At 38.5% G+C, this 14761-nt stretch carries 5 protein-coding genes and 6 tRNA genes; all 11 read right to left on the bottom strand.

The genetic code is table 11. The features are described from left to right. Positions 1-3: 3 nt before the first annotated feature. Positions 4-3423 carry an AAA family ATPase gene (locus D612_RS0105775; RefSeq protein ID WP_017754541.1) on the bottom strand — a complete coding sequence of 1140 codons (3420 nt, stop codon included), beginning with the start codon at positions 3421-3423 and terminating at the stop codon, positions 4-6. Beyond that, positions 3420-4595, bottom strand: coding sequence for a metallophosphoesterase family protein (locus D612_RS0105770; RefSeq protein WP_017754540.1), 1176 nt, complete (start codon positions 4593-4595; stop codon positions 3420-3422). Before D612_RS0105770 ends, D612_RS0105775 begins: the two co-directional genes overlap by 4 nt. Positions 4596-4707: 112 nt before the next feature. After that, positions 4708-6429, bottom strand: a complete 1722-nt coding sequence (gene acsA / locus D612_RS0105765) for an acetate--CoA ligase (protein WP_017754539.1) — start codon at positions 6427-6429, stop codon at positions 4708-4710. 209 nt (positions 6430-6638) lie between these two features. After that, positions 6639-10382, bottom strand: coding sequence for a helicase-exonuclease AddAB subunit AddA (gene addA, locus D612_RS0105760; protein ID WP_017754538.1), 3744 nt, complete (start codon positions 10380-10382; stop codon positions 6639-6641). Next, positions 10375-13887, bottom strand: a complete 3513-nt coding sequence (addB, locus tag D612_RS0105755) for a helicase-exonuclease AddAB subunit AddB (RefSeq protein ID WP_017754537.1) — start codon at positions 13885-13887, stop codon at positions 10375-10377. Before addB ends, addA begins: the two co-directional genes overlap by 8 nt. 170 nt (positions 13888-14057) lie before the next feature. Beyond that, positions 14058-14129, bottom strand: a tRNA-Glu gene (locus D612_RS0105750). Between the two features lie 28 nt (positions 14130-14157). Beyond that, positions 14158-14248: transfer RNA gene (locus D612_RS0105745), tRNA-Ser, on the bottom strand. A gap of 3 nt (positions 14249-14251) precedes the next feature. Beyond that, positions 14252-14326, bottom strand: a tRNA-Asn gene (locus tag D612_RS0105740). A 5-nt stretch (positions 14327-14331) separates the two neighbouring features. Next, positions 14332-14405 (bottom strand) — tRNA-Ile (locus tag D612_RS0105735). Positions 14406-14418: 13 nt separating this feature from the next. Further along, a tRNA-Gly gene (locus tag D612_RS0105730) sits at positions 14419-14492 on the bottom strand. 29 nt (positions 14493-14521) lie between these two features. Beyond that, a tRNA-Gln gene (locus D612_RS0105725) sits at positions 14522-14596 on the bottom strand. Positions 14597-14761 lie beyond the last annotated feature (165 nt).

Below are 14761 nucleotides of genomic sequence, written 5' to 3'. Positions count from 1 at the left end.
TCTTTAAAATTTCTCTAGCTTCACTTGACTACCTTTCCCAGATGGTTCTGCTGCTTCAACAATCAGTTTTCTTGGTAACCTAGCTCTTAATTCTTGAACATGACTGATAACCCCTACAGAAAGACGGTCAGAATGGAGCTTTTCTAAAGATGAAATGACAATATCCAGTAGATCCTGGTCCAATGTTCCAAAGCCTTCATCGAGGAAGAAGAATTCTAAAGGATACTGCCCTCTAAGCTGAATTTGCGCTGATAAGGATAACGCAAGCGCAAGAGACGTTAGAAATGTTTCTCCGCCTGATAACGTTGAAACCGGGCGCTTAACACCGCCATTCGCATCATCCCTTATTACAAACCCACCTTCTGAGTTCACTTCAATTGCATATCGTCCTCTCGTAAGCTGAGCTAATCGTTCTGATGCATCGCGACTAACTGTAATTAACTGCTCCTCAGCAATATATTCAATAAATGCGTTGCCGCGAAATACTGTTTGTAGCTTTCCAACCTTTTCAATTTCCTTTCCTAATTCCTTCTGTAGCGTTTCTAACTCATTATGCCGTGCATGTTTCCTTTCAATTTCACTGAGGAATTCAGCAGATGCACCCTTTCTTTCCCGTGCATCACTAATTTTCTCAAATAGTCTTTGATGTTGAGCTTGCAAATCATCCCATTCGTCTTTCGTAAGCTGTCTTCCTACTAACAAATTATCGAGTCGAGCCTTCTCTACGTTCACTTTCGTTACTTGCTCTTGGTACAATTGGATCTCCCTTTCCCACGTACCTATTTCTTCCTTTGAAGTAAAGGCTTGCTTAACTTCATCGATTGTTACAAATGGTGTTTCCTGTAACATTTGGCTCCATCTTGTCGTTGCTTTTTCGAACCTAACTTTTGCCGATGCTTTTGATTCGCTTGTTACTGCAAAATCCTTTTCGGCGATTTGCAATATTTTTTGTTTTTCATTATAATTTTCCAGTGTTTTTTGTTCTGTTTCTTTTAAAGCTGTTAACTTTGTATTCATTTCTTGTAATAATTCGTCTACATCTGCATCACCAATTTGCTTCATTAATTTCTCTGTTTGTTCGTGAACAATTTTTTCTTTTTCTGCAAAAGATGATTTGTCTGTAGCCAATAAAATTTGCAAATGATGGATCGCTTCTTTTAATTCATTTATTTCTTTTTCTTTCATTTCAATCTGTGGTGAAATTTTATCAAGCTCTTCTGTAATGTTAGTTGCTTCTCTGTCCATCCGTGAAACTTGTTGTTGTTCTTTTTCAACTTCTTCAAATCGCATTGGTGCAAATTGTTTTTCCCAATCATCAATCAAATCTATCACTAGTTTAGATTGTGACTTAAAGCGATCGTCAAGTTCTTGAACGGTCGTTGTTAACACTTGAACACTATGATTTACTTGTAACGATTTTTGTTCAAGATCACGCACACGCAGTACAGTTTGTTTACTTTCTTCTTGTACCTCAAGTACATCTTGAGTTAACCCTTTGCATTCAATTACAAGTTGCTGATAAATTGTTGTTAAGTTAGAAATTGTTGAACTTGATTTTTCATTGAGCTGAAGTTCGTCTAATGCGACAGCAGACTCGGATTGTTCTTCGCTTGGCTCTATCTTCAAAATTTCTGTTAAACCATCTGCAACTGATTGTAACTTGATTTGCTGCGTTTTTAGCTCCTGCCTTTTTTCATTACTATCAGCGATCGTTTGTTCTAATCTTTCTATCGACTGCTTAATAGTATCAGCATTATCCTTAGTTTCAATAACAGGATTTGGATGATCGGTGGAGCCACATACTGGACAGGCCTCACCTGTCTTTAATTGCTCTGCTAAATGTGCTGCCAGTTGCTTCGCTTTTTCATGATCGAGTTCAAGTTTTAGTTCTTTTGTAAGTCGAGCACTAAAGCTCACTAGCATTTCAAACCTTCGATCCAATGCAACGATATGATCATACACCGTTACTGTTTTCGTAAAGAAACGTTCCACCGTCTTTATGAGACGTTGATTTGAATCATCTAGCTGTTTTTTCTCGTTTAATATATCCTTCAGTTGCGATTGTTTAGTTGTAATTTCATGAGCTAACTGGTTATTAGCTTCTACTAATACGGTAATTTTTTGTTTTGCTTCTACCGCAGTTTGGATTTGTTCACGTTGATTTACTGGAACGTGAGCCTTTTTTAAGCTTTCTTTTAACTGGTGTTGCATAGTCAGTGCCTGATCACGAGTGCTTTCCGCTTCATTAAGAGTCACTACTTTAGTTTGTAATTCATTGTTTTTCAAACTAATTTCGTTAGCTAATTGAGCTTTCTCCAATTTCGCCTTCGTTATTTCTCGCTGAATTTCTTGAGCCCGAGTAAATTGTTCAATTTTAATGATAAGAGGATGCTCATCTTTTGCTCTTGCTTGTTTCGCTAGTTCATATTGTTGGACAGCTTTCTCGTATTCAACTTGAGCATTCTCAAGCATTGCTTTTACTTCGTCAAACTTACTGTCGATCCCTTTCACTTCTGCAGCTGCCAATTCAAATTCCTCTAAATACGGCCGTATTGCTTCAGCCTTTTTCGCTCTATCAATGCGCTCTACTAGCATTTCTATTCGTGCTTGGTCCTCGTTAAGCTTCGATAATTTTTCTTTTATTTTCTCGCTTTCGAGCTGCCACTCCCAAATTTGCTTACCTTCAGAATAACGGAGCTCCATTTTTTCAAATTCTTTTAAGGTAGCCTGTAGAAGTATTTCGCTTTCCTCAAGCTTTCGTTTTGCTTCAGCTAAAGCCTCTTTTGACGCATCGCCAAGCCCTGTTTGTTCAGCGATTGTCGCTTCTTTTTGTCTATCTAATAGTTGATAGCGATCTCTCAGCTTTTGATTAAGAATATCACCATATTTTTCAAGGTGAAAAAGTCGTTGGAGCATTTGACGCCTTTCCGAGCCTTTTAATGATAAAAATTCTGCAAATTTACCTTGTGGCAACACAACAGCTCTTGTAAAGTCATCAATTGTAAGACCGATCAATTCTTGAACCACTTGGTTAACATCATTCATCTTATCTGCTAAAACAACAGATTGCTCATCGATTATTTCAATGATCCGACAAGTTGCCGTTCTTAATGAATATTCACCTGAGCGTTTAAAGCTTCTTTCAACCTTATATCGATTCGTACCGTTGGCGTTACCGAGTTCAAACGTGAACGATACATAAACTTCATCTTCGGCATGATTTAATATCCCTTGTGTGTTATTAGATGCCCGCTCAACTTTTCCGTAAAGCGCTAAAGTCATCGCATCTAATAAAGAAGACTTCCCACTTCCAGTTGGACCAAAAATGCCAAATACGCCGCCTTCACACAGCTCCCTGAAATCTACTTCCTGTTTCTCACGAAAACTGTGCAAACCCGCTACTGCTAGTTGTATAGGTCTCATACACTCACCTCTTTCTCATCATCAGCTACAAGTTCTAGAAAGAGTTCTATAAGTTCCGCCTCAGGCTCTGCCCCACCTGTTTGGCGTTCATAAAATTTTTTAAACAATTCATCAATTGGCAGATTGGATGCCTTTCGGTCGTAGTTATTTATTTCAGGCTCTGAAAAAACTGGTCGAATGTTTACAAATCCTTTATGAAGCTTGCGGAGGTTATGAATTTCTTCGATAGATAATGCATGCTTTAAATGAATTTCTAAATCAATCCATGCGTTCAAATCCTTTTTTTCATCAATCCATTTATATACTTGGCTAATTCCTTCTGTCGCTTGCCAACGCACAAGCGGTTTCCCGCTAGTCAAGTAGATTTCCGACATGACTGGTTCGGTGTGCGGTTCGGCGTCGATGATCGTCACAGATTTTGTATAGCCTGATTCAGAAAAACTAAACGCAAGTGGTGAACCAGAATAACGTGCCAACGTCTTTGCTCTTTTGATCGTTTGTGGTCTGTGTAAATGTCCAAGGGCTACATACTGCGCTGCTTCTGGCAGGCTTGTCGCCGCAACTGTGTAGGCGCCACCAACTTCAATAGGTCTTTCCGAATCTGATGAATTACCGCCGGCTACATAAATATGACTCATCGCAATGCGGACTGCATCGTTTGAAAATTGCTCACTCATTTTTTGAAAAATAGCTTGAATCCGTTCGTCATACTTGCTCCGCATTGCTTTTTCATCAGCATCTTCAGACAAAAGCTCCATTAGCCTTGATTCTGAAGGATAAGGAAGTGCCGCTAATTCTAGCATTTGCTCACAGCTTGGGATATATAATTTTTGGAGTTGAGTTGTTGGATACCCTAAAATTTGAATTCGATGCTTTAGTGCTAATGGTGACGCAGCAGATAATCGGTCTGGATTATCATGGTTACCTGCAATAATCACAATCTGTCTGTTACCTTCATTGGAAAGTTTAGCAATACTATCATAAAAAAGCTGTTCCGCACCTGCTGGTGGATTCACAGTATCAAATACATCACCAGCCATTAAAATTACATCTACTTTTTCTTCCTCTACTATTTTTTTAAGCTCGTCCAAAAATTGCGCCTGCTCATCAATTCGGTTTCTTCCTTCCAACGTTCGCCCTAAATGCCAATCAGCAGTATGTAAGATTCGCATAAGACACCCCTCACTTTAAGATCATACGTTCGTTTTTTTTATTATAACATAAAAAATCCTATTAAAACAAAAGTCTTAATAGGATTTTTTATATACTGTTTCTATAATTTCCTTAATCTTCCATTGTTGAAAGATCACCTGTTGGTAAGCCGAGCTCCCATGCTTTTAAGACGCGACGCATAATTTTACCTGAACGAGTTTTTGGAATCGTTTCGCGTATTTCAATCATCCGTGGCGCTGCATGCGCTGCAAGTCTAGTTTTTACGAAATTGCGAATTTCTTCTTTTAACTCATCGCTTTCTGTGAAGCCTGGACGTAACGTAATAAATGCTTTAATGACTTCACCACGAACTGGGTCAGGAACACCAATTACGCCTGCTTCAGCGACTGCTGGATGTTCAACAAGCTTGCTTTCAACTTCAAATGGGCCAACACGCTCACCTGATGTGTTGATAACATCATCAACACGACCTTCAAACCAGAAGTAGCCATCTTCATCCATATATGCTGAATCACCAGATACGAACCAACCTGTTTCAAAGTATTCAGCGTATTTTTCTTTATTATTCCAAATTTGGCGAACCATTGCAGGCCATTTTGGTTTAATTGCTAAGTTGCCCATACGGTTTGGTGGTAATACATTACCCTTATCATCAACGATTGCAAGTGTAATACCAGGAAGTGGCTTACCCATTGAGCCGGGACGAATTGGGTTACAACGGAAATTTGCACAAATACAAGAACCTGTTTCAGTCATCCACCAGTTGTCATGAATACGATGATCGAGTGCTTCTAGACCCCAACGAATAACTTCCGGATTTAAAGGTTCTCCCGCTGAAAGAATGTGGCGCAGTTTTGATAGGTCATATTTCTTTGGTAGTTCATTGCCTGCAGCCATTAATAAACGGAACGCTGTAGGCGCACTAAACCAAACATTAACTCCGAACTTTTCTAAAGTTGCAAACCAATCCTCCGCTTGGAAGCGCCCACCGCGAAGTACAGCAGTTACCCCGTTAAGCCATGGCGACCACATTCCCGCTGAAGTTCCTGTAACCCAACCCGGGTCAGCTGTACACCAATAAACATCACCTTCACGAAGATCATAAGCCCATTTACCGGAAAGATACTGATGGACCATTGCGTCATGAACTTGGAGAACTCCTTTTGGCTTCCCTGTTGAACCAGATGTGTAGTGAAGTAACATGCCTGTTTCGCGATCAACCCACTCGATTGTGTATTCATCAGATTTGCTCATTAATTCATGATAAAGTATTTGATTATCTGCTGTTTTTTCTTCAGCACCTACTAAAATAACATGCTTTAAATTTGGAAGATCTTGAACTGGAATTCGTTCTAACAAAGCAGGTGTTGTCACAACAGCTACTGCACCACTATCACTTAAACGATCCTTGACTGCTTCCTCCATAAATGCTTCAAATAATGGTCCACCGATTGCTCCAATCCGAATAATCCCTAGAAGTGAAATATATAATTCAGGACTCCGTGGCATAAAAATAAAGACACGATCACCTTTTTCAACCCCGTATGAACGCAAACCATTTGCAAATTGGCAGGACAACCTTTGAAGGTCAGCATATGTGTAGGCTTCCTCACGTACCCCATCTGTATATAACAGTGCTTTTTGATCAGCCTTTCCTTCATTCACATGACGATCGATTGCCTCATAAACCATATTTACTTTCCCTGTTTCAAACCATGTAAAATGCTCTTCAATCTTCTTCCAATCCATGTTTGCTACTGCTTCATCATAGTTTTTTAAGTTTGCCGTTTCGTCCATTCGTAAAACCTCTTGAGTTGTTCCGTTCGTTGCCATAATAATTAACCCCCTAATAGAATGACATAGTTTTGTTATATAACACTATCACAAATTCGACATCTTTTGTATAATAATTTCAATGTTCGCAAGATATTATAAAAATATTATAAAAACAGCTAAACCCACGTCACATAAAGGCTTTGACTGTTCAATGACCTTTCATTTGTAACATGGGTATGACTATAAATATTATGTTATACAACAATTTACATTTTCAAAATATGGCCACCATCGAAAAAGTACAGAAACCTTTCAACATTTGGAAGCTTCCATATCTCCTTTAATGCTCTAGAATACAACTCAATTTGCAAGCGATAACGATTTTCTAGGACTGGCTTTGCTTCGTCATAACTGGAAAAACGACCGGTTATCGCGTCTGTCTTATAATCTATTAACACAATTCCGTTTTCGTCTACCAATACACAATCCATTACGCCTTGAACTAATACATTGATGTCATCCTCTTCCTGCCAATCAGGATACGCTTCTTTTACTGGTAAAGCTAAGCTGAACGGAACCTCGCGCCGAACCTTTTTTGCGGCTATTAGTCGTTTTCCTAACGGTAATTCAAAAAAATTCAAAATTCCATCGATGTCGATTACACTTTTCTGTTCTGGTGTTAACAATTCATTCATCACCATTTTATCAAGCAATCCAAGCAGAGATTCCTCAGTAACCGTTGACGTTAAATCGATATGCTGCATCACCATATGCATGGCCGTACCACGTTCTGCGGCTGTCAATGTTTTTTGTTGCATAAATTTAGGACGATCTGTTAATGGAGGACGAAACTTTGTTATAAACTCAGTTGCTGCAAAACCATCGCTAATTTGTTTCCTTGATTTAATTTCCGAAACAGATTGCTTGGAGCGTTTCCGCTCAGCATCAGGATGAGAATACTGCCAAGATAGTAGAGAAAAGACTTGCATTTTTTGTTCACTTTCTACGGGAACCGTTTGCCAGTTTTCAATTGCTACTAAATAACTTTGATTTTGCTGCTCTTTTTGTTTATCGGTACTTGGGAAATTATCTGCATTTAACACCTTGATCTCCCATCTTGATGGATGAGTATATAGTTCACTTGTACTAATGGGTTTATCCGAATCTAACCTTAACACCCCACAATCTTGATGACGGATTAAAGCAGGACCAATCCAATCTAAGTAGCTAGTCGCTTTCGCTCTTGTATAATCAGGCAAAACTACCTTGTTAAGTTCTATTATCTCGCCCCAAGCTTCTAACGTTTTTTCGCTATTTTTCACAGTCCCAACAAGAAATAGCTTTTCCTTTGCCCTTGTTAGAGCTACATAAAGTACACGCATTTCTTCTGCTAAAAGTTCCATTTTCATCCGTCTTTTCATAGCAAGTAATGGCAATGTTGGATAACTAATTCGAAGTTTCGGATTGACTAGCTTCGAACCAAAGCCTAATTCTTTGTGTAAAAGTACTTTATTACTTAAATCCTGCATATTAAACTGTCTGCCTAGACCGGCAACAAACACAACAGGAAATTCAAGCCCTTTACTTTTATGAATCGTCATCATTCTGACCACGTCCTCTTGCTCACCCAACGCTCTAGCTGCTCCAAGATCGTCACCACGATCTTGCATACGCTCGACAAATTTCAAAAATCGAAACAGGCCACGAAAAGAAGTTTCTTCATATTGCTTTGACCGATCATAAAGGGCTCGTAAATTTGCTTGCCGTTGCTTACCACTTACCAATCCACCAACGTAATCATAATAGCCTGTTTCACGATAGATTTGCCATATTAACTCTGATAAACTTCCTTGTCTTGCTCTATCACGCCATTTTTTCAAAATCGTATAAAAATCATTTAATTTTTCTATTAGGATAGAGTTTTCTCCTGATTTTATAAAGCCTTTAACACTTTCAAAATAACTGTTTTGCTTATGATGAATTCGTATCGTTGCAAGCTCTTCTTCTGTAAGTCCAACAATTGGCGATCGGAGCACTGCTACAAGTGGGATATCCTGAAATGGATTGTCAACCACCTTTAATAACGACATCATCACAGATACCTCAACAGCTTCAAAGTAGCCAGTTGAAAGCTCCGCATATACAGGAATTCCTAATTCTCTAAATTCTTCCATAAGCGTTTCTGCCCATGGCATCGAACGCAATAAAATGACGATGTCACGGTAAGTAATATTACGGGTATTGCCATTTTTCTCAGTTATTTTATATTGTTTTTCGATTAATTCTTTTATTTTTAATCCAACGACCCTAGCCTCTAATTGGACGGTCTCTAATTCTGATAAATCAACCTTTTCAAGTTCCTCGTCTTCCGCATTATTCTCCGTGTCCCCCTTCGTATCGTTGCGGTCGATAAGTAACAATTCAGCCTTCGCTTCCGTTGTTTCAGGATAATGAACATTCCCTAATTTTAGCTCGGCATCGTCATCATAGTTTATTTCCCCAACTGTTTCATTCATGATTTGCTTAAAAATATAGTTAGTACCTTCCAACACTTCGGCACGACTCCTGAAATTTTTCGATAAATCTATACGTATACCTAAAGCTCCCGCTTGATCTTCTTTCAAGAACTGTTTATATTTCATCAAGAATAAATGTGGCTCAGCTAGGCGAAAACGATAAATACTCTGCTTAACATCGCCAACCATAAACAAATTATCATTTTTAGATACGAGTTGAATGATCGTTTCTTGGACTAAGTTTGTATCTTGGTATTCATCAACGAGTACTTCAACAAACAATTCTTGGTAGCTAAGAGCAACATCAGATGAGATCACCTCATCGATATTACTAGTTGGATTCATTAGGATTTGCAAACAAAAATGTTCAAGATCAGCAAAATCAACGAGCCCTTTCTCATTCTTAACCTCCTGATAACGTCGTCCGAAGTCTTTAACTAAAGCGACTAATGTTTCAATAATCGGCTTCATTTCCTGTATATCTTGTAAATAGCTTTCAGGTTTCCGGCTAAATAACTCTTCCTTCATGTTTGTAACTTGTTTCTTGGCTTGCTCACGAAGTTTTTTTACTTTATCTTGCAGAACTTTATCATACTCGTCACCTCTACACGCTTTTAATTTCCCAAACATATCACTTTGCATTTCCTCATGTAGTTTTACCCATGATGTGGCGTTGACATGTAAAAGCCGATTAATATCATTAAGGTCTTTTTCGATAGTATCCGCGTAAGGTGAAGGACCACCAGGCTCTTTTGTAAGATGTAACGCTCTATTTAAAACTTCTTGACAACCACTTAGCTGCAGTCTGATATCTTCTCTTAAATCGATCAACCAAAGAATATCATCAATTGGTGTCGTTGCGTCGACATTATATACGTTGACAAGTTGATCAAGCCAATGATTTGGCCAGGGGTGTGAGCGTGAAAAATCGTACAGTTTTCTAATTAAAAATTGCAGTTCAGTGTCACTGCGATCATCACTATAGCGGTCAACGAGATCATAAAATCGTTCATTATCTTCCAAACCAAATTGTTCGTCAAGCAGTTCTTCCATTACCTCATCCATAAGAAGCTCTGCCTCTGTTTCATCAGCAATCCGAAAGCTTGGATCTAAATCAATATGATAATAATACTTTCTTAAAACACTCAAACAAAAAGAATGCAACGTTGAAATCGCTGCACGGTTCAATAATGTCAATTGCCGGCGCAAATGGAGCGAGGATGGATGTTTAGCAATTTCTTTTTCAAGAGCCTCTCCAATTCGTTTACGCATTTCAGCAGCAGCAGCGTTTGTAAAGGTCACAACTAATAAGCGGTCAACATCTATCGGATCCGTCAACGATGTCACTTTTTTTATAATTCTTTCTACCAATACTGCCGTTTTCCCTGAACCCGCTGCAGCCGCAACTAATATATTGTTCCCAGTCGTAACAATGGCTCGCCACTGATCATCTGTCCAAGTACTATTCTCAGGCTTTTGAAATTCATTACTCATGTAATTCCCCTCCTTCCGTTCGAATTTTTTCTAAAATAACATCTGCTTTTTCTGGTTTTAATAGATTATATTTATTTTCCTGTAACGACCGATCAAATTGACATATCGATTGATAAGAACAAAAAGTACAAGGTGTACGATCCTTCAGCTTATACGGTGCAATATCAATCACGCCATTTGTTATCTCCGTACCGATTCCTTTAATTTTATGGCGGACATAATCCCGTAAATGAGTAAAATCCTCACGACTAGCAACAGAAGAACTGCTATATAATTCTCCATCTTTTTTCATGCCGATTGGAATAATATCGGAATAACCCGATTCTAGTGACTTATCCATTAATTGAATCGACTCTTTATCGGCTACCAATAATCCCTTCATTTTAAATTGTTTTAATATATCTTGTTCAATCTGCTCAAACGGCGGTAAAGAAGATTTATTAACCATCGGGTTGTGAACATGAAAATATAGGACACCGGCCGGAATTGCGTCCTTACCGATCCAATTTTTTGAGTTAGAAACAACAACATCCAAGTATGTCAGCATTTGCAGTGATAACCCATAGTAAACTTCAGCTAAATTTAGAGCTTTTTTGCTTGACTTATAGTCAATTATTCGCAAATAAGTACCATTTTCAGTGTCCGATTTATCAACACGGTCGATGCGACCGACGACTTCCATTGAACAGCCATTTGGCAACTTAAATCGAAGCGGAGGTAATGGCCCATTTGCTCCAAAGGCCAATTCAAGACCGATTGGTGCAAAACCACTAATTTTTGCATGCTCACTTAAAACTATTGAGGCTCGTCCCACTACTTGCTGTAGTTTTCTTTTTATATAGTGAAAACGGTTTGAGCTTAATAATATTTCTTTTTGAATATTTGGTGCTAACTGTTCAACCACTTGGAAAGCTAAATGTTCACATTCAGACTTTGACAATGAAGCCCAATCTAGTTTGCGATCAATAATGATGTCTGCCATCATTTTTAATGCTGCATGGAAAAGTTGACCAATATCGGGCGCTTCCAAGCGAAATATTTGTCGTTCTTCCAATCGCAATCCATACGTTAAAAAGTGGGAAAACGGGCATGATTGGAATAATTCCATACGCGAGACACTTGCTTTGATATCGCTCCCATACAATTCTCTACTAGTATTTTCATGTATTGCAGCTGCTTTATTTATATAAAATAGGCTTCTAAGAATTTTTTTTGCGTATGAATTCCAATTATTATTTTCGACAAACCAATTGTATACATCCCACCATATATCACTTATTGGATAACCTCGTTTCCAAGTTTGTAATTGTCCTGATAAATAAGACAATGTCTTTTGCGGATTGGTCACATATAATAGTTGATTTATAAATTGCTCCTCATTAGGCTCATTTATCATAAAATTTTCTTTTGCAAGAGGAAATAAATCCTTCAATCTATTAATCAAAATAGAAGGGACAAGTGACTTTCCTTCCTCGTCAGCAAGTGGATAACTAACCGATAATCGGCTGGACGCGCTAGTTAACGCTAAATAGATAATGAATTGTTCATCCAAAAGCTGTTGTTTTCCACCCGGTGCTAATATAAAACCCGTGTTTACTAGTACTTCTCTTTCTTCTTCTGTGATAACACCCTCTTCGGTCGGTTTTAATGGAATAACCCCATCATTCGCACCAATAATAAACGTGTACTTTATATTTGAAAAACGTGATCTTTCCATATTACCTACTACTACTTGATCAATCGCGGGAGGAACGGAAGCAAAATGCATACTTTCCAATCCAGAATGAATCATTTTTCGAAAGAGTTCAAAAGAAAGTTCTTCCTCACCCATTAATGAAACCATTTGGTCAAGCAATTCAATGACAGAGTTCCATACCTGACTGTGATCACGGGCATCGGTTAATTCACCTTTCCTTTCTGCTTCACAGCTAAGACGGTCCATTTTCTTAGGAACGTCTAAATTCTCCAAAAAGTAATATAATGCCTGACAAAATCCACGGCTTGTCTTAGCGTTTTTTATGCTATTTTCGAACGTGGCAAATGGTTCTGTAATTAAACTTCGTAACTCATTTATTTTTGCTTCGTATTCAATCTCTTTATCCGTTTTTGGATAGTTTTGACCTTCAATTGAATGAAATTTGCGATATGTCCAAGTTTTTTTTTCTTTCCAACGATTGCCTTGAATGCCATATGCTAAAACATAGTTTTCAAATTGATCCATCTCTTCACGGATTTGTCCTGGATTCCATTCAAATGGATACAGTAAATCCGTTTTCACACAGCGAAAGATCGGTTCATAGCGCCAATTACTTTGAACAACGTCTAACGTCGACCTAATTAGTTCAATAAGGGGATGATTTAACATTGATCTTTTTTGATCTAGGTACAAAGGAATATGGTAATCCTCGAAGACTGTTTCCAACAGGCTGTGATAAGAGCCAACATCTCTTAAAAGGATGGCAAAATCGCGCCAACGATAGTTTTCGTTTCTTACAAGGTCCAATATCTCTCTTGCTATCCCCTCTATCTCTGCGCGCCGGTTGACAGCCCCACTGAGCTTAATATTGGTCAATTCGTTTGTACATGAAATGGTAGGCCTGCTATCAAAATATTTTTCAAGGTGAGATAATGATGGTGATTTCTCAAATCTGACCATATTCTCAAAAACATTGTAATCCTCTATCTCAACATGATTTTCTTTGGCAATATTAATGATTGAATGAAGTGTTTTACGGGTCATTTGAAATAAGCTTAACTCATCTATCTCTTTATGAATGACATCGGGATCAACCGTTAGCGCAACCGTAACTCTTTTACAAGCTTTTAAAAGTTGTCCAATTACTTCTAATTCCTGAGGGGTAAAACTATGAAATCCATCAATATAAACCTCTGCATCCTGAAGCTCAGAAGATCTTGCAATATTTTCACTTAATAGTCTAAGATAATCCTCGGCGTCAACATAATGCGATAGTAGATAGTTCTCATAATCCTGAAATATTAACTGAAAATCAAAAAACTTATTAGCCAAACTTTCTTTATTTGGCTGCGTATTTGAGATTTCAACTAGCTCTGAATATTTTTCCTGAAGGAGCTCTGGCGTAATACAGTATCTTTTAAACTCGGCAATCATTTCTTCTAATTGCGTTAAAAAACCATTTTGATCTGCCGCTCTTGTAAAAACCTTAAATTCATCCTTACGATGCTCAACAATTTTTCTTAGCAGCATTTGTAATCCGGTACTGTTTAAATGAAATCTACTAAACCCACCAGTTTCTTGAAGAACCCGCCACGCAAGCCTTGTAAAACTAAACACTTGTAAGCGGATCATACCATTTAGATTGGGCGTATTGATCAGTTGATATTCTATTTGAAATGTCATTTGATCAGGTACTAAAAAGATGAGAGGAGAACCTGTAGGATCTTGTTGAAGTTTATTTCTTACTTCATTTAGTAGAAACGTTGACTTACCACTACCTGATCGTCCTATAACAAAGCGTAAAGACATATCACAAAGACCTCCATTAAAAAATATAGATTTATTATAGCATTAGTAATGTTCCTTATGCTAACGCGCTGGAGTTAGATTAATTTATAAATCTAGTTACAGGTGCAATTTACGTTTTTTATACACCAAAAAAGACCAAGAGAGTAGAAATCTCTTGATCTATTAAATAGTGACCCGTACGGGATTCGAACCCGTGTTACCGCCGTGAAAGGGCGGTGTCTTAACCACTTGACCAACGGGCCATGTATTTAGTTGATTTATTATATAGAATGGCGGAGAAGGAGGGATTTGAACCCTCGCGCCGGTTACCCGACCTACACCCTTAGCAGGGGCGCCTCTTCAGCCTCTTGAGTACTTCTCCACTTGGCTCCACAGGCAGGATTCGAACCTGCGACCGATCGGTTAACAGCCGATAGCTCTACCACTGAGCTACTGTGGAATGAATGGGCCTGAATGGACTTGAACCATCGACCTCACGCTTATCAGGCGTGCGCTCTAACCAGCTGAGCTACAGGCCCATATCTAAATAATTGGAGCGGGTGATGGGAATCGAACCCACGACGTCAGCTTGGGAAGCTGAAGTTTTGCCATTAAACTACACCCGCAACTGAACGTTGAAGGATAACAATGTAGCTGGCTGGGCTAGCTGGATTCGAACCAGCGCATGACGGAGTCAAAGTCCGTTGCCTTACCGCTTGGCTATAGCCCATTGATATGACTTCTTGAATAATCTTCATCAAATATGCTTCTTATAAATACGCGCAGAAATTATTTTGATTATTTCTGAAGAGAATAAGCGAGTTAATTACGACAGGGCTATTTAAACAAAAACAAATGGTGGCTCGAGACAGAATCGAACTGCCGACACGAGGAT

Source organism: Calidifontibacillus oryziterrae (assembly GCF_000331575.1).
GTDB lineage: Bacteria > Bacillota > Bacilli > Bacillales > Bacillaceae_J > Calidifontibacillus_A > Calidifontibacillus_A oryziterrae.
This window is presented reverse-complemented; position numbering and strand designations above follow the sequence as displayed.

Bases quoted from the DNA above. Each gene is read 5' to 3' on its own strand.
- D612_RS0105775 (WP_017754541.1), bottom strand. From the start codon at position 3,423: ATGAGACCTATACAACTAGCAGTAGCGGGTTTGCACAGTTTTCGTGAG.
- D612_RS0105770 (WP_017754540.1), bottom strand. From the start codon at position 4,595: ATGCGAATCTTACATACTGCTGATTGGCATTTAGGGCGAACGTTGGAA.
- acsA (WP_017754539.1), bottom strand. From the start codon at position 6,429: ATGGCAACGAACGGAACAACTCAAGAGGTTTTACGAATGGACGAAACG.
- addA (WP_017754538.1), bottom strand. From the start codon at position 10,382: ATGAGTAATGAATTTCAAAAGCCTGAGAATAGTACTTGGACAGATGAT.
- addB (WP_017754537.1), bottom strand. From the start codon at position 13,887: ATGTCTTTACGCTTTGTTATAGGACGATCAGGTAGTGGTAAGTCAACG.